Here is a 22,209-nt window from a genome sequence, read left to right as displayed (position 1 = left end):
TGAAGGAGAAGTACAGAATGTCTCAGCATTTTCTGCACTATATCATTACACACACGTTGGCACACCATAGAACGAGCACGACGTTTGTGGCGTTGCAAGACAGGGGGCCAGCACGTTCCTTTGTCTTGAAAATATTTCATGAACCTGGCTTCGAGAATAGAGCAGCGCAGGAAAAATTCGTACAAGAAGCTGAAATGTTTCGCCTTTTGAGCAACGCGCCGATTGTGCCGGTCATCGAGGCGGGTGCAGACAAAGATCAGGCATACATTGTCAGTGGATATTTACCTGATGGTTCGCTGCGCCTGCGTTTAGATCGTGCCTATCTCCAGCGCCTCCCGATACCACAGGCTATAGCTATCATTGTCCAGGTGGGGCAAGGGCTTGTCTATCTTCATGAGCACAATCTGATACATGGACAGTTGAAACCTGAACATATTCTTTTCGATGCTCGTGGGCGGGCGCTCCTGGCAGATCCATATTTTTCTATCCATCCCGCCCCCTGGGATAGCAACAATGAACATGCGAGCGAGAGCTATCGCTATCTGGCACCGGAACAATTCGCAGGTACAAGTAGTCCGTTGAGCGATCAATATGCTTTGTGCTGTATCGCGTATGAGCTTCTGGCAGGATATCCTCCGTTTACGCTCAACGATCCACAGGCGTTAAAAGAGCAACAGCAATCAAGCGCACCACTTCCACTCATTTCAATTGTTCCTGATATCCCGCCGCTGGTGGAGCAGGCCATTCTTAAAGGGCTGAGCAAAGAGCCCGCTCAACGTCATGTCGACATCAGCACCCTTTTGTCAGAGCTTCTGACTGCCACATCTTCCGCACGCTCAGTGATACCGGTCCTGCGAGCCAAACGTATGGCACGGCTATTAGCACCCCCAATACCAGAGTCCTTGTCGGGATCAGTACACCGGATACCAGAGTCCTTGTCGAGATCAGTACATCAGATACCTGTGGCTTTGTCGAGGTCAGTACACCAGATACCTGCTTCGCTAGCTCGAGTATCTCTCGCGGGAAAGCTTCATAAACTCCGAACAGAAAGGGTCAGCGAAGGCGAATCGTTACTGCCCGCGAAGCCAGTTGATGCTGTACTCAGAGAGCCAGTTGAAGCAGGCAAACAGACTTCTTTGCCTGCCTACGCGCAGGATATCATTTTACTTCCTCACGCAGATATGCCTGATGATGGTCTTGCGGCTGTAGGCACACCTGCCGCAAAACAGCTTTCCTCAACAACAGTGTCATCAGCATCAGGCGTGAAGGCCAGAAGCATAAAAGATGCAGCGCATCTGTTCACGACGTCGCTGGCGTACATGCGGGGCAGAGCTTTTACTAGAAGAATAGTACCAGGAGCATTGTTACTTCTCGTGATGATCGTGAGCCTCATACTTTATCGTGCCTTCGCTGTGGCCGCGATCACATCATCCCCGCTGGCTATAATCACTGCTCAAACACCTGTGTTACCGGTTGGCGCATTGGGACTTAGACCGTCCGTGACTGCGACCAGTAAACCCATTCCTACGGCATCACCGAAACCAACTCCTACCGTGCGACCGAAACCAACTCCTACTGCGTTGCCAACGCCAACTCCCACTGCGTTACCGAAATTGACCCCCACTGCGCCACCAGTATACGTTGCGCCACCAACGCCGACAAGTGTTCCGACTGTTGCACCAACGTCAACACCAATACCAACACCAATACCAACACCAACCCCGACGTCGGGACTCCTCTACTCGAACACGATTTCAGCCCAATCAACCAGGTTCAATACCGTGATGCTTGCCTATGTTCCACAGATCGCTGTCGCCGATGTAAGAATCGAGGCCGATATTGTGATTCAAGGCAATGTAGGTGGGGTACTGTTTCGTAGTAATGAGAGTCAAAACTATACCATGCGTATCGGGACGGATGGTCACTATGATTTAGAGAATTCCGGTGGGAGCCTGACAAGTGGTTTCAGTCTGGCAATCAGAAGAGGAGATAATGTCTCCAACCATCTCACAATCATTGCCAAGGGTAATCAAATCATGGTTTCGGCGAATGGGGTACCCATCATCAATTTACAGGACAGTTCCTCAAGCTATGGAACCGTAGGTGTGCTGGCTGTCGATCTTGGTACGCCAACAACTTCAACGTGTGTCCTCAATGTGTATAGTGACTGATAAATATGGTGAATGTGCGTATATCTTGTTTGACGCGTACCCCAACCGTATGGTATTGTATTTCCATGAACACAATCTACTTGATGGGGGAAATGCCTCCCCCTGGATGGATGATCCATCGGAACCGGAACCGCAAAACAAGCACCTCTGCCGTATAAGCCCCAGCACAAGATTGGCTTATGCGGCAGAAAAGGGTGCCATACTTCCTCATGACCTTAGTTGAGATCTCAGCTGGGTATGGTTTGTTTGACACGCTTTTCTCCCTCTCGTTTCTTTTTCTCCTTGCCGCTGGGTAGCATACCATCTCTTTGCTCGCTCACCTGGCTTAATGCAGTCTGTTTCATCCCCATTTTTGCCGATGGTACCGCAATGAGGTGGTATCTCTCTGTGCACTTGTTTTCCCTATGAAAGCAGGTGAAATGATGTATTGATGGCAATAACGGTGATCCCTGACCGGGGAAAATCCCGCCGATCAGGCACAGGAAGCATGCAATAACACTGCAATGAAAACAATAAGGAGATGACACATGAACACAGCACAGAAGCTTGCGCACTCTGGTGGACCTGCTCTTGTAGAAGCTATGAAATTTGTCACCATCTGTCGCTCAAGCGACCCACTGAACGATTATCCGCACATTGGCGATCTCCAATGGTGGTGCCGAGATGGTTCGCTTGATGATCAGCAGAACTGGCACTTTTGGTATCAAGAAAATGGTGAGGCATTTGCTCTGGGGATCGTGACCGGGGATGAGATCGTCTGCTTGCTTCATCCCGACTTCCGTACGCGCGAACACTATCTTATGGTACACCAGTGGGCAGTGCAGCGCGTAAAAGAGAGCGCCAGGCAGCAGGGCGCGCATCAGTATGAGATATGGGAACAAGCCTGGGGTTTAGCTTCCGGCGATGAGCTGGAGACGGTAAGTTTTCTTGAGCGTGAAGGATATGAGCGCCAGGAAATGTATTATCATTGCTATCGTCGATCGTTGACCGAGCCTGTGCCAACTCCCGTTTTGCCCTCAGGATTTACGCTGCGCCCGGTTGCTGGAGAGGCTGAGGCAGAGATGCGCGCTGCGCTGCAACGTGATGCTTTTTTTCCAAAGGGGAGCAAGACCTACGAGGAAGGGACCTTGCGACAATTGGCGGTGATGCAGATGCCCTACTACGAGCCTCAGCTCGATCTGATGATCATAGCCCCTGATGGCACGCCAGCAGCAGGCTGCATTTGCTGGGTGGACCCAGTGAACCGCGTGGGCCTGTTTGAACCGGTGGGAACGCGCCCGCAATTTCGTCGTCAAGGATTGGCAACGGCGCTGATGCTTGGCGGGTTACAGCGCTTACGCGAACGGGGGATGCAGGCGGCATTGGTGACAGGCGCTCATCCCGGAAAGGAGGAGCAGAGTACGGAGTTTACTTCCTCGCGTTTCGTTTATGAAGCCGTTGGTTTTCAATTGCTGTGTCGGACGTATCTGTATCACAAGGTTTTTTCGACGACCATCTAAACATCTTTCCATCCCTTGTTTGACAGAAAAAGGGATGGAAGAGAGTCTATGATGGGAAGCATCGTAGAAAAGATTGTGATCCTTCTCTTATAGGCCTGATAGTTGTCGTATCATCGCCAATCTTTCTGCCTCCGACAAGCTGTGGAGGAGTGTGAAAGCCTGCTCGGCGTCCGGACCGGCAACATACATGACCCTGTCAGTACCATCGGTCGCCGCCGTGAAAATGGTCTCAGCGACCGATGCAGCGCTGGAATAATTGCCGCGCCGCGCATGCATCGCCGTCATAACCCTGGACATGGTGTCGCTATAGGAGTGCTCACCTTCCGTGAACGTACGCACGAGCGATCGACCGGAGAAATCGGTGTCCACTTCGCTCGGGGCGATGACCTTGGCGTGGATGCCGAGCGGCGCGAGTTCGAAGGATAGGGACTCGGTGAAGCCAACTACCGCGAATTTGGTCGCATGATAGAGGGAGAAAAAGGGAAGGGTTATCAGACCGCCAATCGAGGCGACGTTGATGATCGTGCCGCTGCCCTGGCGCCGCATGGCTGGGAGGACAGCGCGGGTCACGCTAAAGATGCCATCGACATTGGTGGCGAACTGACGGCGGATCTGCTCGTCGGTCGCTGTTTCGAAAGGACCGAACAGGCCATAGCCGGCGTTGTTGATAACTACATCGATCCGGCCGAAATGCTTCAACGTTGCTGCTATCGCTGCTTCGACTGAAACCGGATCGGTCACGTCGAGCGGTAGCACCGTGACGCGCTGATGCTCGGCGAGTGCCGTTCCATCGGATGGGTTCCGCATGGTGGCTGCAACGTGCCAGCCGTGTTCGGCAAATAACTGTGCGGCGGCGTGGCCGATGCCAGTTGAGGCGCCGGTAATTAGAACACTGGGAGAAGGTTCAATAGACATGATATCACTCCTTGAACAAAACCTTATTCTTTGAACGGACAAAAACTACGCAAGATTGGATGCCATCTCAGCGTAGAACGTGCCTCTTTGAGGGCTGGCTTGGTCTCCACTCCAGCCGCAGGGCACGTGTCTTGCTCCATAATAGCGGCCTCAAGGCAGGCCGTCTAGAAAAATCTTGCGGTTTTGCGGTAGCTTCCTGGGGTCACCTGGTAGTGGCGCTTAAACTGCTGCGCGAAGTGCGATTGATCACAAAAGCCCGTTTCCAGAGCCACGTAGCTCACGTCGAGGTTTTGTGCCAGCAGCTTTCTCGCATGTGCCAGGCGAAGTTGGGTCTGATAGGCATGGGGAGGCAAGCCAACGGCTTGGCGGAAGATATGAGCCAGATGAAAGGGGCTCATGTGAGCTACACGAGCCAGTTCTTGTAGCGACACTTCCTGGACGTAGTGCGCTTGCAGATACTCCTTCGTGCGCTTAATGGCAGGAGGGTCCCCGTCCGGCTGAGACCGTGTGCGAGCAGCTTCGGCATGGGAGAGCAGCAACGGAGCAAATAAGGACAATAGCGTCTCCTCCTGTTGCAGACGAGAAGCCGGAGCCTGCGACTTGACAGCCAGGTCATGCACGGCTCGACTCAAAGACGGATCAAAGAAGGTCTGGCTGGAAAAATGAGGCAAGGTGTTCTCCCAATGGAGCATCTCGGTGGCGATCTGTTGCAGCCAGGCAGGATCAATATGGAGACAGTAGAAGGTGACATCTTTGAACTGGCGAGTCCAAGACTCTCCGGGCTCGACCACAAAGAGCGTCCCGTTAGCGAGAGAACCACTGATGTGAGTGGTGCGATACTGGAAGTCTGCTGCGCCTGACTGTACGGAGGTGATCAGATACTCCTGTCTCCATTGTGGGCGAGAGGCATCTGAGATAGCAACTGCCTGGCAGAGTTCGAGTGGCTTGAGCTGCCACGGTCTCCATACTGTGACACCACCCTGGACTGCTTCACGCTCTGCTCTTGTTTCGTGAGGTCTCATAAATGCTTTCCTCCTTTCTATTCACTCTAATTGTCTTAAAATTGTGAAATGCTTATCCAATATTTCTTTTCATATGAATAACTATATAAATTAATGTGAGCGATTGCTCTATCCATATAGTTTAATTCAATAGAAGGCGTAATGCTGTTATTTGATCAACCAGTTTTACCGGTAATATTATATAACGTATGCTAGAGAATATCTACATTTATACATATCCTGCACTCTTATACAGGTGATATGGTCGCCAGTTTGCCTCGTCGGTTGTTGAATGGGCGTGGGCGGTTTGGATTTACTTCCAGGCACGCCAACGTACTGCCATGCTGTCTGTGGCGCATCCCGTGGGTATGAGCCACAGACAGCATGGCAGTACGTCGCGATCAAGCGAATTGCAAGGGGTCATCCTGGCTGGGGCCACGGTCTTCGCTTTGCTCGACCCCTCCCCTGGCTATCAACCGCTTTCTGCCAACGGTTACGCCGCGGGGGGATCATAGAGTTCTGCATCTCCCATGGCCGTATCAGCAGGGGTCGTAAAGCCCCCAGCGACGAGGACGAGGCCATTTTTGAGCAAGGTCGTCGTGTGGGCAAAACGAGCCTGAAGCAGGGAACCAGTGGCGGTCCAGGTCCCTGGAGTAACGGCTGGCTGAAGTGCAGGTCGCTCCTGCGCATGGAGGGGCGGGCCGCTGGCAAACGTGCTGGACAAAAGCGCCGCGACCATCAGCAGGCAGGCGATGATTAGCCTCCTGCTTATGCTTCTGAGATGAAGGAGAAACTTTCTTTGTTTGAAGCTAAATGACATATTGCTGATCTCCTCATGCTTGTGCGTCTTTCACGCTGATCCTTGTATAGTTTCATAGTGAAAGGGATGTTGGCAAGAAAACATTTACTACATGAGAGTATAGATTCGTAGAGATAAGAAGGCATCCGTTAAAATACCTGTTTTGTGTGTGGCACCGCTATCTGGTAAATCTACCAGATATCCCCCTCTCCACCTGGCATGTTTTGGACGACTGTCCAGATCATGCAAGACGCCGGGACGAATCGTCTGCGTCTGTGCGTGTCACGAGAACGAACGGTTTCTCTCATCTCTTTGGGAGCACATGGGGAAGCCTTATTATCATAGGCTTCGTGATCGCGATTATTCTTCTTGGTATCGGTGATGGTGCGCTACGTCCTGCACTCCTGCGCATTCATAAGGAGGGAGATGCCTCAGCTCGCCGTTGGGCTATGATAGGATGTATTTTGACTATACTGGCAGTTGGAGTGATGACTGGCGTCACGTTTGTTGGATAAGAGACAGGATGCAGGCAGAAAAAATTTCTGCCTGAAAGTTTGTCAATTGTCCTTTCCGAAGGAGAGATGGCAGTTCTTGCTCAGCTCAAGGCATCTGGTCGGTCCACTCCGTTTGAACTGGCGGATGCGCTGGTATATCAGATGTAGAAAATCATTATAAATAGCAAAGATTGACTTTTGTGGTAATTTGGGTATATGATGATGATAAAGATGTGCATCTATAAGAGGAGGTTTAGTTAGAATAGAGGCACCCGATGAATATATCCCCTAAAGTATACTTTTCATTACTGCTATGTGTGTTTCTTGTTGGACTGAGTCTGGCGAGTTGCGGTGAAACATCCTCTGTTACGAGCTCCACTACTGATATGACTTTGAATGTAGCGGAGGTCAATAAGTCAATTTTTTCTTTCACTTTCTATGTGGCTCAGCAGGAAAACTTTGTCAAAGATCAGGGCCTAAAGCTTGATCCACCATCAGTTTCGTTGTTGGGAAGCGGCTCAAAGTTGGCGGCGGCGCTTGAAGCGAATAGTGTCGATGTTGCTATTGGAGGCATGACCGATGCTTTTGCACTTGCAAAGATTGATTCACATATGAAGGTAATTGGGTCAGTCACGAATGGTTATCTGGAAGATGTTGTGGTAAGCAAGAAATTTGAACAGCAAGTACACCTGACTTCAGCGAGCACGCTGGCGGATAAAGTGAAAGCACTTGTAGGTAAGAAAGTTGGCATTTCAGCTCCCAAGAGCGCAACGGATGCTTTGTTGACGTATCTGGTCAGACAACAGGGCTTGGATGCTCAGAAAGATGTAACGAAAGTGAATCTGGGGGCCGCCATTTCAACAGCGCTGGCATCGCTGCAAACAAACCGTGTTGATGCCGTGGTTGTCAGTGCACCGGCAGGCGTGGAAGCGGAAGTGCAGGGCATTGGTGAGCGCTTTATTAGTCCAGTGCGCGGCGATGTTCCCGGTATGCAAGGACAGCTCTTTGGCGTGGCGTATGCCAAGCAAAGTATAATTACTAACAAGCCTAAAGCCGTACAAGCCTTTATTCGCGCGCTAGCGCAGGCAGAGGCGTTCATGCAAAAGCATCCAACTCAGGCGGAAGCCTTATTGGGAAAATATCTCAATCTGGATCAGAACGAGCTTGATCTTGCCTGGAGTCAGGCGCAGGCAAGTATGTCGACGACCCCGCGACTTAGCCAGCAGTCATATGCTATTGCTAATCAATTTCATCTGAAAGCAGGTCTCATCGCGGCTACTTTTCCTTACAATGAGCTCGTGGCTACAGATACGATTAATCAAGCGCTGAGCGGATTGTCCGGTTCCTCGTAGATGGGTGTCATTCATTTTTTGCACAATGTCCGATCTCAAGGAAAGAGACGAGGAGTGAGCGTGAGACGAGGCAAGTGCTCCTTTGCCGAGCTGGTTGCTCCCTCGTCGACGGTGGCCATCGTTTCATTCCCTCAAACAAGAGTCTGATAAAGTGGAACACTGCTCTGCATGATATCGTGTGGAGCAGCGTTCCACTTTATTGGTGTCCTATAAGAGGAAGACAGTCATGACAGATCGTAGATATGGAATAGAACTGGAAAGGTGTGGTTCAGGGAAGAAGCTTGCTGACGAGGTGTAGGAGTTGGTGGGTCAGAGGCGTGTTACAGAAGTATTCGGGCTCAACTGTCTCTGTTGTTAGGCGATTGACCGTATCTTTAGAGAGACGTGATTTTGGCGCTTTGTGAAATCTTTTATCGTTGTGCTTGTAAAGGATATTTGTGCGTATTCCTTTATGTCATCTCCACAAAGAAGGGGAGCTTATACATGGCAGATACGGCCACACCGCAAAAGCAAAGCAAAAGCAAAGGCATCTGGCGCATCAAACCGATGGATCTAATTATGAAGCAGAGTGAGGAAAATGAGCATTCACTCAAGCGTACATTAGGTCCATTGAGTATTACAGCGATGGGGATTGGAGCCATTGTAGGTACTGGTATTTTTGTTCTGACGGGCGTGGCAGCGGCCAACTACGCAGGTCCAGGCTTAATTCTCTCATTTATTGCCGCCGGCATTGCGAGTGGTCTGGCAGCGGTCTGCTATGCCGAATTTGCCAGTTCGGTGCCGATCTCGGGTAGCGCGTATACCTACTCTTATGCGACGCTGGGTGAGGTGATCGCCTGGATCATCGGTTGGGATCTGATTCTGGAGTATGCGGTCGGGGCAGCGACAGTCAGTATCGGCTGGTCTGGCTATTTTACAGATCTCTTTGGAGGAGTTTTAGGCATCAAGATTCCCACCGCTTTAACAGTCTCGCCGTTCTCGGGAGGCATCATTAATCTGCCAGCTATGGTGATCATCCTCTTGATCACTGTGCTCTTGATTCGTGGTACGGCAGAAAGTAAGGTCGTCAACAACGTGATTGTTGGAGTCAAGCTTTTAATTATCCTCTTCTTTATCGCGATTGGCATCGGACATGTCAATCCGGCCAACTGGCATCCATTTCTCCCCTTTGGACCAGCGGGCATCTTCCGTGGAGCGGGCATCATCTTTTTTGCCTATATCGGCTTTGATCAGATCTCGACCTCGGCCGAAGAAACAAAAAATCCGTCACGCGACCTTCCTCTGGGTATACTTCTCAGCCTCTCGATTTGTACTGTCCTTTACATTGCCGTCACAGCAGTACTGACAGGCATGGTCTCCTACAAGCAACTCAATGTGGCCTCGCCTGTCTCGCATGCACTGATCCTGATCGGACAAAATACGGCGGCCTCAATTATCTCGGTTGGTGCGATCTGTGGACTAACCACCGTGCTACTGGTGCTGCTCTTTGGACAAAGTCGTATCTTTTTCTCTATGGCCCGTGATGGACTCCTACCAGGCTTCTTCTCACGTGTCCATCCCAGGTTCCGTACCCCCTACCTCTCGACCATCCTGGTTGGAGTCGTTGTCGCGCTGGTGGCCGGACTGACACCTATCGACATAGTGGCCGAACTCACCAACGTGGGAACGCTCGCCGCCTTCATCCTGGTATCGGTCGCCGTACTCGTACTAAGACGCACACAACCCGATCTCAGACGCGCATTCCGCGTCCCCTTCGTACCAGTACTACCAATACTCTCAATCATCGCATCATTGATACTCTTTGTCAGCCTTCCCATTGTCACCATCTTCCGCTTTTTTATCTGGCTCATACTCGGGCTGGTCATCTACTTCCTCTACAGCAAACGTGCCAGCCACTTGGAGAAACAAGATGTGCCAATCTCGTAGTGTCGGAAGATATTCCCTGTATCTCCTTCGCCTGCTATAGAGATTAAAAGCAGAAGCGGGAACTTTTTGATCTATATGGTGTCTATTGCTTCTGCTTTATGACAGACTATGCTGATGTTTCTTCTCTTAAGAGGTCTGGCGTGATGTGTTCCGGGCTTGGTATCTGCTCAATCCGACCGAGTAGGAAGATGTAACAAAGGATGCCTATCACAAGTACAACGGCGGCCACGATGAAGCCAACAGCAAAAGAGCCAGTGACGCTCACAATGAAACCAGTCACGATGGGGGCCAAAATGCCGAGCACGTTGTTCATGAAATTGACAACTCCACCTACCGCTCCAACGTTGCCTTCAGGGGCGATCAGCGCCACAATGCTGGAACCGATCGGAGCAGCGAATGCCAGCCCTCCGAGGCCCAGGGAGATCCAGATAATGGCAAGGTTAGGATTAGATGTGAAAGCAGCCCCGATTACAAAGAGACCCAGTAACATCCCGATGACCAGCAGCGTCTTGCGCACCTTATTGGGCTCATAACCCTGTGCAATCAATCGATCAACCAACCAGCCACCAATTACAATATCGGTGAACGTTGCTATGGCCCAGGGGATCGCGGTGTAATATCCGCTTTTGAGCACGGTCATGTGCAATTGGGTCTCTAGATAGTTAGGAAGCCATGTGAGCAAGAGATAGAATGAATAACCATAGGCAGAGAAGCCTAATGTGAGTCCCCACACCTTACGATTGCGCAGCAGATAGCCAAGATCTGCTACCTGATGCTTGGGGACAAAATCTTCATCCTGGGCACCACCCTCGTGAATATATTGATACTCACTCTCACTGAGTTGGCCTTTACGCTGCATCACTTTGGGATTTCGATAGAAGATCCAGAATAGAATAGCGTATAAAGCGCTCACGATGCCAGTAAACCAGAATGCACCTTGCCAGCCAAATTGTGTAACGATGAATGCTACAATCGGGACGCCGATGACATTGGAAAACTTAGCAGCACCATCAAATGTGGAGGTACAGAGACCACGTTCCTGGCGCGGAAACCAATAACCGGTTGCCTTTTGACAGGCTGGAAAGGCGGGTGCTTCGGCGATGCCAAGCAGCACACGTGCGATCATAACCAGCCCGAGACCTCCTGCGATAGCAGTGAGAAAGGTCGCCGCGGACCATAAGATAGTTGCAGCACGCATCATCCATGAGATACCGATGCGGTCCAGCCATACTCCAATGGGAATTTGCAACAGAGCGTAGGACCATAAGTAGGCAGAGAAAACAATTCCAAGTGTAAATGGAGTCAGATGGAATTCTTGAGCCAGTGGTTGGGATGCGACCGAGAGATTGATACGATCAAAATAGTTGATGAGGACCCCAAGCCCAAGCACTCCCGCTATCCACCAGCGAATATTACCTCTGGGCCGGACACTATTTTGCGCCTCTTGCGCTGTTTGTGACATTTTAAACCTCCTTGCAATTGATCCGGATTTCTACTATGATGACCCTCTATAATTGACCATAGAGAGTCGATTTGAAGAAAAGCTATGCGGATTCGCGCTACATTCAGCCTATTTTTGTACACCTCTATCTATAGTATGTCTGCAATTGAATAGTATCTCGCACATCTCTTCCATAATGCAAAAATAACATTTTTGGCGTCTGTATGCAATGATGTTGCCCGCAGCAGAACCAATCCGGCTTGAATAGCCTATTGATCCTGACGCAAATTCCTGACAAAAGCGTGTTACTCAGGAATACCTGTTGTGTGTACTTATCCCTGCTGGGAAGTAATTTCGCCATGCCAGAGATGCTGCATCTCGACGCTGGTTGCGAGCAGATGATCCAGATGTCCTTCTGCCTCGATGCGACCATTTTTCATCACGATAATATGATCGGCGCGTCGCAATATGGCGCGGCGATGCGAGACCGCAAGTACCGTTGCCTCCTGGCGGGCAAAGATCCGCTGCCACAGGAGCGACTCTGTTTCTACGTCCAGGGCACTTGATAGATCGTCTACCACCTGGAGTTCCGCCTGGCGAACAAACATCCGTGCGGCAGCAGCCCGCTGGATTTGTCCACCCGAGAGTCGCACGCCGCGTGGACCAATCCTTGTCTCCAGCCCCTGGGCCATTTCTGCGATATCCGATTCCAGTACCGCCAGCTCAAGGGCGCTCTCCAGAACCTGATTGGACTCAGGTACGCCCAGCAGAATGTTTTCGCGCAAGCTATCACTGAACATATGGGGCACCTGCGCTGTATACGCGCTATATGGCGGGACAAAAAAGGAGGCAGGGTGTTCCACGATGCTCCCGTTCCAACGGATCTCACCAGCATCGTGGGGCAAGAGCCCCAACAGCACCTGGAGGAGCGTCGTTTTGCCTGCTCCTATGCGTCCGGTAATCACAGTGAACGAGCCACGTTTGAGCACGAGGTTGATATCCTGGATGCCTTGCACTGCCATGGGATAGTGGTAGCATACGTTGCTCACCTCAAGCAGTCGCAACCGCTGTGCACCAATGGGCTCAATCACCGGAAGAGCAGGCAGCTCACCACGCATCGAGACTGCACTGGGCTGAATGAGCGTTTGCTCAGGTGCGCCTTGCAAGAGCGTAATGAGCCGTTCGACCGAAATACCTGCCTGTTTGTATTTTGTTAAGACTCTGCCAAAATGGACAATGAACTCCGTGATCCAGCCCAGATAGTAGATAAAGAGGGCGAAATCGCCCAGCGTAAAGGTTCCGCGCTGCATGGTCTGTCCGACCAGTAGCAGAATCACCCCTGTCCCGATGCTCACGGTATTCGAGAAGGTTGATTGCAAAACCTGGTCAAGTAACTTATCACGCACCGTCATCTTGAGACGCAGCTCATTGAGGTGGCGGAAGTGCTCGATGACTTTTTCCTCCGCATGCGCTATCTGTACCGCCTGTGCTGCTCCAAACACCTCGCCCAGAAATCCCGTCACTTCGCCAGCCGACTGGCGATTGTTGACGTGCAATCGCTTGATGCGCTCGCCGAGAAGGTTCACCAGCGCCACAATCAGCATCAGCGGGAGGAAGAGGGCCAGGGTAATAAAGGCATTGATCCTGATCATGATCACAAACGCGATCGCGACAAAAACGATGAAGGCGAGCAGATCATTAAAGTCCATGAGAAAGAATATATTATCATCGATATCGTCGCGTAAACGGCTGATAGCTTCGCCGGATGAGGCAGGGAGGGCGCGCGCACCGGGGAGTTGGAGGATATGGGTAAAGATATTTTTTTGGAGTTTGGCCGCGTTGATAAATGCAAACGGCGCGTTTGTCAGTTGACAACCGGAGAGGAAAACCAGGTGGCCGGCGGCGATGCTGAGGAATAGGACACCAATCCACCAGAAATTCAGGTTTCCTTGCGTATGCGCGGTCAGGTGATCAAAAAAATTCTGTGCGACCAGACCTGGTATCATCTGGAAGAGAAAAACCAGGATAATCGAAAGGGTATTCAAGCCGTAGTACCAGGGTAAGAAGCGTATCATGCTGGTAAAAAAGCGCCACGCTTTCATTAGAGATCTCCTTTTATGCTACCTGAGCGCGCTGCGGCAGAAATATGTGAGTCACCTTCCTCAAGCTGCTCCTCGTGGGCGGTACGTAAGAGATGGGCAAAGTGCGAATTGGGGTCTGCTGCGAGTTGTGCACGTGAACCATATTCACGTATACGACCTTTCTCTAAAACCATCAGTGTATCGACGCGTCGGATTGTACTCAAGCGATGCGCGATAATGATGGCGGTGCGTCCCCGCAACAAGGTGTCGATAGCCTGCTCTAGCAGCCGTTCGCTGGCTGGATCGAGACGCGATGAGGCTTCGTCGAGAATGACGAGCGCAGGATCTTTGAGGAAGACGCGTGTGAAGGCGAGCAATTGCGCCTCACCTGCTGAAAGGCCGCCTCCGTTCGCAGCCAACATAGTATCCAATCCATCAGGCAGCGCGTCGTACCACGAGCGCATCCCCAGCGTATCGAGTGCATGTATGATACGTGTATCATCGCTGCTTTGATCGAAAAAGGTCAAGTTGTCACGCACTGTGGCGTGGAATAACTGGACATCTTGCGTGACCATGCCAATCATCGAACGTAGATCAGCGAGTCGTGCATCACGCATATCTGTCTCTCCCAGGCGAATCGTGCCCTGTGCCGGATCGTACAGGCGAAAGAGTAAGCGCGTCAGTGTTGTTTTGCCACTGCCGGTTCGTCCTAGCAGGCCCAGCACCTCGCCTGGCTCGATCCTGAAGTGTAGATCCTGCACAATCATCTCGTCCTCGCCATAGCCAAAGCTCACGTGATCGAATTCCACAGCTGGCGCACCAGCTGGCAAGGGAGCACCTGGACCATCCTTGAGCTGGCTCTTGATTTGCAAGAGTTCAAGAATACGTGCGAAGCTGGCACTGGCCTTCTGGAAATCATCCATCTGCTCGCTGATCGATTGGATGGGCTGAAAGATCAGTTGCGTGTAGTAGTAGATCAGAAAGGCCATGCCGAGTGTCATTGAACCTGCACTATAGAACCAGATGATCACGAGAAATGCCACCATCGTTCCCATCAGCGTAGAGACGTAAGGTATCCACCAGACAACCGTCGCGATCATTCTGGCCTTGAATCCGCTGTAGAAACGCCGACGCGTGTAGCGAGCGAGGTGGCGTGTGACATACGCTTGTGCTCCGCTGGAACGAATATCCTCTGTTCCATGCAGACGCTCCTCCAGAAAGCCATACAGTTCCGCGCTATCCTGGCGAAAGACTTTCCAGGGTTTCACCGCTATCGAACGTACGCTGTTGATGAGCACCAGGGCTACGGCAGCAAACAGGCTGAGCGCGAGGCCAGCACGCCAGTCCTGGATGCTCAGAATGATTAGCACGCCTAGCATCAACAACAGGTTGCCCAGTACTTTCACCACAAACTGTGAGAAAAAGTTTGCCAACGCGCTGATGTCACCATCGATGCGCTCGATCAACTCGCCAGGCGTGTGTTGCTTGTAAAAGCCCATGTCAAGTTGCACGAGGTGCCGCGCCAGATCGACGCGTAAGGCATTGGTGGCAGTCCAGCCAACGCACTCGCTGAGATAGGATGCATATACCTTGATGACCTGTTGTGCTAGCGCGACGAAGATGAACAGACTGGCTAGCCATACAAGTGATGTCTGCACTGCGGATGTGGTGATCGTGTCGACAAAGATACGTAACAATTGCGGATTTATGAGTTGGAGTACGATATCCACGCATAGCAGGATCGCCAGAAGAAGAACCCGTGCCCATTGTGGGGCGAGATACTTTTTGAGGAGATGACGATACTCTTTTAGATCAATGTGCATAAAATCCCTTTCGATGGCGTTTGTATTCGTAAAGAGGCGTTCAAGGATGCGATTTTAGCGTACAAATCCCACGGCGTGGCTGGCGAAGCAGGAAGACAAAAAGAGGCCGTGGGTGCTGACCATCTCTTGCCCACGGTTTGTGAAGGATCTCTATCAGGTAGTGCTCAGGAAGGTGTCAAAATGGGCATAGCATGGCCTTGGGCGAAATGTGCCTTGCCCGCGGGTGTCATGCTACGTAACATTTGTATTGTCCTTTTGCTGGTATGGTACATAAAATTGCTTTGTATAAGCATAACATGAGCTCATTAAAAATTCAAGCTTTATCAGTCATTCCTAACTCATCTTCTACCGCTGGTTCATTATTTGCTTGGTTGACACAGTGGGCACGATGTGCTCGGTAAGATTCATCAAGCAAACAGGCAGTACCGCTGACAGTGACATCACCTGTATCACCGGAAACAGTTACATATAGATTGGATGAGCATAAAATGTGCTAGCGGTATCTGCATATGAGCAGGGAGACACTTATCGAGTGTGGGATACCATCGCTGGATACGTGGCGGAACATACTTTTTCCAGTTTTTCCGATAGCTCACAGAATATAGTAACAGTAAATTTGTTTGCGAGTCAAAATGCGTTCAAGAATGGAGACTGTTCCGCCAAAGATGAGGATCGTTTGACCACTCAAAAAATTCCATTAGTGTTTCTTGACAGGGCAAAATATGTGAATTATCATAAATAATTATACAGGGATAGTTTTATGATTGAGCTGTAAACATAGATAAATAAGCTGAGGGATGATGACACTATGCAAATACGCAAGGAACGGGATTTGCGTGGATGGTCGCGCAGTTATGTCGCCGAGCAAGTTGGGGTGGATGTAGGGACGGTTGGTCGTTGGGAGCGTGGAGAACGAATACCCCATGCTCATTATCGTCAGAAATTGTGTGCCTTATTTGGAATGAACGCTCAGGAATTGGGATTCATCTCATATGAGGTGAACACAGATGAAGTGGACGAGCCAACCGAGGGTTCAAGTGACCTCGGAGCCGCTCACTTTGCAGAAACATCACGTGATGTTGCCGTCATTGTAGATACAAAGTTAACCGAACCTGCTTCTGAACATATATTTCTCTCTCCTCAGGTATCACAGGTCAGGCGACGTACATTTCTCTGGCAAGCGGGCTTGCTTGGATTGGGCTTCCTCGTAGGCAGTGCCTGTAGTACATTCTTATTCTCACGACCATTACGCGATACGCATACACAACGTCTATCGATGTTTATTGATCCTGATAGCAGTAATTGGGTAAACAATCTCGCGTGGTCCTCGAACGGGCGTATGCTGGTGGCCGCCAGCGAGATGGTGGTGGCCTGGGATGTCGAGGAGAAGGCACTGGTTCGTTATTACCCGATTTTGAGCAGTTGGGTGAATGATGTCTCCTGGTCGAAAGATAACTTGATTGCTGCGGCGAATGGCGCTTATGATGCCGGCTCTCTGCAAGTTTGGAAATTCCCGCTAGATGCTCCACTCATCTCGCTGCATCGTGCCTATTCGTTGCGCACAGTCGCCTGGTCGCCCGATGGAACCTCTTTAGCCTTCGCAGGGCATTCCAGGATTATTGAGATCTGGGATGCCCAGATGAAACGTCAACTGAGTCAGTACAGTGTCGGTGCCTCTGAGATTGCAGCAATCAACCGGGTCAAGTGGTCTCCTGATGGACGTTTTCTGGCTTGTGCGACCGATGAGGGCGAAGTCTATATCTGGGAGGTCGCTAGTGGACAATTAAAAACACTCTATCGTGAGCATCGTGCCAGAGTTGTTGATCTCTCGTGGTCGCCTCGAGGAACCCTTATAGCATCATGCAGCGTTGACAAGACAGGGCGCGTCTGGAACGCTCTAACCGGTCATACGTATGTGACCTATACGCGTCATACTGATGAGGTTCATGGGATTAGCTGGTCACCAGACGGAAAATACATTGTATCGGGCAGTTACGATACTACAGCTCAGGTCTGGGAAGCGTTAACTGGAATACCGATCGCGACCTTCACAGGTCGTAGCAGTGGTGTCGTAACAGTATTTTGGTCTGCTGATGGGAGTATGATCTCTTTGGGAAGTCAATATCAAGGTGTCGAGATCTGGCAATCACCAGTATGAGTCTGATCGCGTTCACTAGCAGGCACGACAGTAACCCGTCCAGACTTTTGTGGAAGGGTTACTGCTTATAATAATCTCAATAGAGGCTCATGCATCTCAACAATTAGCTGTGTAACGAGCTATGTGAGTTCTAATAGTTATTTGTACAAGAGAGCTGTGTAATGTCGTAGTAGGCACAGACAAAAGCAGTCTCAGACGGGCCATCACCAACCATCGATGTATAGCAACTCGTCTGGCCTGGAGAAACCACCCCATTGCCACCTGCATCACCACAGAAGTAGGAAGAAAAAGCAGGCTCATTCGAGACCCCGGCATCGCCTGTATGCCCACTCGCCATAGCTCTATTAAAATGCACAAAGCCCCAGGCAGCATGGCAGGTGGCGCTAAACACAAACTCAGCATATCCACCACCATCAGCCGAGAATGGTGCTTGATGCGTGACAAGTGTGGTGGCAGAACAGCCAGAGGAGACAGGACTCACGCCATCACAATTATCATATGTGCAGCTTACATCTGCTTTCGCTACGCTTTGATGGCTGCTTGCCGACCGTGATGCCTGTGCAGTAAGCGTAGCAGCGGAAGCCGTTCCAGTCGTTGTGGGGGAAAACAGAGCAAACAACACTAGCAGTAGTGGTACAAGAATAACTATACGTATTGGTTTTTGGGTTACAGAATGCATGCATATGACCTTTCTTCTTAACATGAACAACTTCTAGCATCTCTACTTAAATCAGAGTAGATGGATCCGGGCTATTTGAGCCAGATGATTGCAATCGAAACATCTGGCAGAAATGTAATACTCAGATCTACGCGAGCAATAATACATGTTAAAATACAGGTCAGGAACGGCATTTTGATAGCACTTTTCTGGCACTTTTCTGGCATTTTATCCACTGATATGCTTATTCTGGTGGCCTTCCAGATTGAGCATTTCCAAGCGAAGCTCCAGGTTATTCTGATATTGTTCTCCGATGAATACTGTGACTGTACGACCAGATAAACCGTAAATCTTCTATCGGACTAAAAAGTAGAGTCCGATTAGGCTTATACCAGGCTTAATCAGACTCTACTTATGTATATGTTCTGTAACGTTTGTATGTCCCGTCCACATGCCATGGGTTGAGCGAAGCAAAGACACAGTGTGGTTTGGCAATCTCTTTGTCCTGATGGGGACGTTTATGGGTGAGCCTCCCACTCCATATCAGATAGATTGCTATGATAATAGGAGATCATTCCCACCTTTGCGATGTTCACTTCTTGGGATAGCCCCGATAAGGGTGCTGTTCTGGCACCGGCGTTGCAGCAGGATACTCCTCTATCAGATGCAGAGCCTCAGTAATGCCGCGCTCAAGCTGTGGATCTAAGCCACGTGCGTAATCCTGTGGCGTGTAGTCGACATCAATGGTTGGGTCGGTGCCATAATTCTCCACGCCCCAGCCCACATCCTTGAACCAAAAACTAAACTCTGGCTGGGTTGTGATGGTTCCATCGGCTAATGGCATGTATGGGGAGATACCAATGACGCCTCCCCATGTGCGCTTGCCGATCAGCGGCCCTAATCCCATCATTTTGAAGGCGTGGGAGAAAATGTCGCCGTCGGAACCAGCGTGCTCGTCGGTGATTGCCACCAGCTTACCTCGTGGAGAATTATAAATGTACGGATCAGGAGGCGACCAGCGCTGGAACCCGTATCCTAGTCGAGGTCGTGCTAGCTTCTCCAATACCAAACCAGAAACTGCACCTCCGCCGTTCCAACGCACATCAACGATCAGGCCCTCGTAATCATACTCGGCGAGGTAATAGCGGTGGAATTCTGCGTAGCCATCTACCCACATATCTGGAATATGGACGTAACCTACGCGGCCCTGCGTTTTCTCATGTACGAGACGACGGTTCGCCTCTACCCAATCACGATAGCGAGCGCCGAATTCGGAGGCGAGCGCCCGTATGGTCACATTGCGTGCCGGACCATTGGGGGACTGCAGGAGAATTTGTACTTCAGCCTCCGCCTGATTCACCAGCAGAGGCTGCGGTCCCTGTTCAGGCGTGAGACGCTGCCCATTGATGGCCAGTATCGCGTCGCCTACTTTCGCATCTACGCCTGGTGCTAGTAGTGGAGAAGTCTCTTTGGGATTCCAGGGATCGCCTCGTACGATATGCGCGATACGATAGATACCATTGTCTGCATCGAAGTGCCAGTCGATACCCAGAAAGCCCTGGTGATAATTGGGATGGGGTCGATATTCGCCGCCAGCTTCATACGCATGCGATGAGCCAAGCTCGCCTTGTATTTCCCAGATCAAATCCGAAAGTTCGCCACGCGAGGTCAGCCGTTCCACCAGTGGTGCGTAGCGCGAGTAGACACCCTGCCAATCCACACCTGCCAGATCTGCTACCCAAAACTGCTCACGTTGCAGGCGCCACGCCTCGCCCAACATCTGGTGCCACTCGGCACCTGGGCGGATCGAAACTTTGATACGCGCCAGATCAAGCCACCCAGATTCCCGACCAGGCTTATCCGCAGTAGAGGATGGAAGTTCTGGCGTCTTCTCACCGGCCTTGAGGACGCGTAGCCGATCATTGGAGTAACAGAGCACCGTCGTGCCGTCAGCAGTGACGCTGATATCGCCGATCTCATCGGTAATGTGCTCCTGCTTGTGCTTCTCGAAGTCATACCACTCCAGGCTCCCGTTCGATTTCGGTTTGGTGACAAACGTGTCATCGGCTCGTAGTCCCTCGATTGGCCGCGAGGTAAAGAGTGCGCCGTTATGGGTCCCTAAAACGCGCCCGTAGCGACCCTCAGGAACGGGGAATGCCACGATGCGGTCGGCGATGCCATCCAGGTCAATCTCTACCGGTTCAGGTATGGGGGGATGGCTTGCTTTTTCGTTCTGTCTTTCCTCGGCTTGCTTTCCCTCTTCGTCCGGGCGTAACAGTGGCGACTCAGGTTGAAACGGCGAACGTAAGCCTTTACGAAGCGTCACCAGATAGGGACGTACGCCCCTGGGAAAGCTGAATTCAAAGTGCATTGTATCCTGCACCGGATCAAAGTCGCGCGCGCTCAAGAAATAGAGGTAACGCCCGGCAGGATCGAATGCTGGTTTGGTATCGCGTCGCACCGCATCCGTCACTTGATAGGTTGCGCCACTCTCGACGCGACACAGCTTGATAATGATCTGCTGAGCGCGGATAGCCTGTTCGTAGGCGACCCAGCGTCCATCAGGCGACCAGGCAATGCCGTTGACGAGCTCGCTATCTTCAATGCGGCCATAGTCGCTGCGGTCAAGCACACGCAGTGTCTCTGTCGACAAATCTACCAATAGCAGTTCGTTGCGATGGTTACTCAACAGTACCTGATTGTCAACGGGGGAGGCACACAGCGCGGTTACATGGCCGATATCAAGCTGGTCCAGTGTGCGATCAGATGATGAGCCATCGGCATGAAAGACAACCAGATGCGGCTCATCGCCTGCGTCGCTGATCGCGACCAAACGCTTCCCGTCGGCTAGCCAGTGTATCAGGCGATAGCGTGGGCCATCGGTTTGCCCGTGCTGGAACGCTGCCCCTGCCCAATTGCCCATACTGAACGCTTTGCCACGTGTGGTGAGGGCTACTGCCTGGCCCTTAGGATGTAGAGCATAGGAGTCCATAAACTGGCCGGCAGGCACAAACTGGCGTACTCGCTGCGTTTGCGAGCCTGCCAGATCGACTTCGAGTCGCGTCTCACGGTTCGTAGATGGGTCGAGTACAAACAAGTCACCACCTGCGTGATAGACGCAGAGATGCCCATCGGTAGCGAGATTACGCGCATAGAAGGTTTCCTGACTGCTATGGCGCCGCAGGTCCTGGCCGGTGGGCAGGCAAGAATAGACGTTACTTATGCCCTCGTGATCAGAAAGGAAAAAGATACGCTCTCCCACCCAGCAAGGGGTCGCGATATTGCTGTTGAGGTCGAGCAGCCGCTTGAACTCGCCTGTTCCCTGTTCATCGATCCACAGGTAACCAGCAGTTCCACCGCGATAACGCTTCCAGAAGGCGGGCTCAAGGGTATTACGACCCAGTACAATCGCACCGCCGGGGCCAAAGGCGATAGTGTTGGCAATGCCATACGGCAGCCGAACTGGCTCACCACCCTGGGGCGAGATACCTGAGAGCATGCGCCATCTTGGCGAGGGCAAACCGGCCGAACTGGCGTAGAGGATCTGCGCCCCATCAGGCTGCCAGCCGACCACTTTCGCATTCCCCGCGTGATAGGTCAGGCGGCGCGATGGTCCGCCATTGGAAGGCATCACATAGACCTCGTCGGGACCTTCACCACTGCTGGTAAAAGCGATCTGCTGACCATCCGGCGAAAAATGAGCATTGGTGGCCGATGCCACGCCAGCGGTTAATCGCTCAGCATGGCCGCCGTCGACAGAGACACTCCAGAGATCATCCTCAGCTGTAAAGACGAGCCGATCGTGATAGATGGTCGGAAAGCGAAGGTAGCCGGTGGTTCCCATACATCCTCCTTCAGAAACGTACTTCAGCCGTGAGGCCGAGTGAGAGC

14 protein-coding genes are annotated in these 22,209 nt (G+C 51.4%); 7 read left to right on the top strand and 7 right to left on the bottom strand.

Annotated features, from left to right (window positions below):
* Positions 1 to 17 precede the first annotated feature (17 nt).
* Together AC27N8_RS01090 and AC27N8_RS01085 are read left to right on the top strand one after the other, a co-directional pair.
* Positions 18 to 2,171 (top strand): protein kinase domain-containing protein, encoded by a 2,154-nt coding sequence (locus tag AC27N8_RS01090; RefSeq protein WP_487063072.1) that lies wholly within the window; start codon positions 18 to 20, stop codon positions 2,169 to 2,171.
* Between the two features lie 527 nt (positions 2,172 to 2,698).
* On the top strand, positions 2,699 to 3,670 hold the full coding sequence (locus AC27N8_RS01085; RefSeq protein WP_487063070.1) for a GNAT family N-acetyltransferase: 972 nt from the start codon (positions 2,699 to 2,701) through the stop codon (positions 3,668 to 3,670).
* A gap of 87 nt (positions 3,671 to 3,757) precedes the next feature.
* On the opposite strand, the gene AC27N8_RS01080 is transcribed toward AC27N8_RS01085, so the two are convergent.
* Entirely contained in the window at positions 3,758 to 4,585 is an 828-nt protein-coding gene (locus AC27N8_RS01080; protein ID WP_487063068.1) for an SDR family oxidoreductase, read from the bottom strand.
* 164 nt (positions 4,586 to 4,749) lie between these two features.
* Positions 4,750 to 5,607: a helix-turn-helix domain-containing protein gene (locus AC27N8_RS01075; protein ID WP_487063066.1), complete on the bottom strand. Its 858-nt coding sequence runs from the start codon at positions 5,605 to 5,607 to the stop codon at positions 4,750 to 4,752.
* Positions 5,608 to 5,893: 286 nt separating this feature from the next.
* On the opposite strand from AC27N8_RS01075, the gene AC27N8_RS01070 reads away from it, so the two are divergent.
* From AC27N8_RS01070 to AC27N8_RS01055, 4 genes are all read left to right on the top strand, one after another.
* Positions 5,894 to 6,346: a hypothetical protein gene (locus AC27N8_RS01070; protein WP_487063064.1), complete on the top strand. Its 453-nt coding sequence runs from the start codon at positions 5,894 to 5,896 to the stop codon at positions 6,344 to 6,346.
* A 314-nt stretch (positions 6,347 to 6,660) separates the two neighbouring features.
* A complete protein-coding gene (locus tag AC27N8_RS01065; RefSeq protein ID WP_487063062.1) occupies positions 6,661 to 6,900 on the top strand; it encodes a hypothetical protein in 240 nt (79 codons plus the stop codon).
* Between the two features lie 254 nt (positions 6,901 to 7,154).
* Complete coding sequence (locus tag AC27N8_RS01060) at positions 7,155 to 8,231, top strand: ABC transporter substrate-binding protein (RefSeq protein ID WP_487063060.1); 1,077 nt, start codon at positions 7,155 to 7,157, stop codon at positions 8,229 to 8,231.
* A gap of 483 nt (positions 8,232 to 8,714) precedes the next feature.
* Complete coding sequence (locus tag AC27N8_RS01055) at positions 8,715 to 10,157, top strand: amino acid permease (protein ID WP_487063058.1); 1,443 nt, start codon at positions 8,715 to 8,717, stop codon at positions 10,155 to 10,157.
* Between the two features lie 106 nt (positions 10,158 to 10,263).
* Here the strand turns inward: AC27N8_RS01055 and AC27N8_RS01050 are convergent, their stop codons facing one another.
* The 3 genes from AC27N8_RS01050 to AC27N8_RS01040 form a co-directional block, all read right to left on the bottom strand.
* Positions 10,264 to 11,619, bottom strand: a complete 1,356-nt coding sequence (locus tag AC27N8_RS01050) for an MFS transporter (RefSeq protein ID WP_487063056.1) — start codon at positions 11,617 to 11,619, stop codon at positions 10,264 to 10,266.
* A gap of 311 nt (positions 11,620 to 11,930) precedes the next feature.
* Positions 11,931 to 13,700 carry an ABC transporter ATP-binding protein gene (locus AC27N8_RS01045; protein WP_487063054.1) on the bottom strand — a complete coding sequence of 590 codons (1,770 nt, stop codon included), beginning with the start codon at positions 13,698 to 13,700 and terminating at the stop codon, positions 11,931 to 11,933.
* Positions 13,700 to 15,502: an ABC transporter ATP-binding protein gene (locus tag AC27N8_RS01040; RefSeq protein WP_487063052.1), complete on the bottom strand. Its 1,803-nt coding sequence runs from the start codon at positions 15,500 to 15,502 to the stop codon at positions 13,700 to 13,702. The genes AC27N8_RS01045 and AC27N8_RS01040 overlap by 1 nt, the downstream gene beginning before the upstream one ends.
* Positions 15,503 to 16,310: 808 nt before the next feature.
* On the opposite strand from AC27N8_RS01040, the gene AC27N8_RS01035 reads away from it, so the two are divergent.
* Entirely contained in the window at positions 16,311 to 17,660 is a 1,350-nt protein-coding gene (locus tag AC27N8_RS01035; protein WP_487063051.1) for a WD40 domain-containing protein, read from the top strand.
* Between the two features lie 130 nt (positions 17,661 to 17,790).
* Here AC27N8_RS01035 and AC27N8_RS01030 read toward each other — a convergent pair whose 3' ends face one another.
* Positions 17,791 to 18,339 carry a DUF2690 domain-containing protein gene (locus AC27N8_RS01030; RefSeq protein WP_487063049.1) on the bottom strand — a complete coding sequence of 183 codons (549 nt, stop codon included), beginning with the start codon at positions 18,337 to 18,339 and terminating at the stop codon, positions 17,791 to 17,793.
* Positions 18,340 to 18,910: 571 nt separating this feature from the next.
* On the bottom strand, positions 18,911 to 22,162 hold the full coding sequence (locus AC27N8_RS01025; protein WP_487063047.1) for a S41 family peptidase: 3,252 nt from the start codon (positions 22,160 to 22,162) through the stop codon (positions 18,911 to 18,913).
* Positions 22,163 to 22,209 lie beyond the last annotated feature (47 nt).

Source organism: Dictyobacter sp. Z7_2 (assembly GCF_057551105.1).
This window is presented reverse-complemented; position numbering and strand designations above follow the sequence as displayed.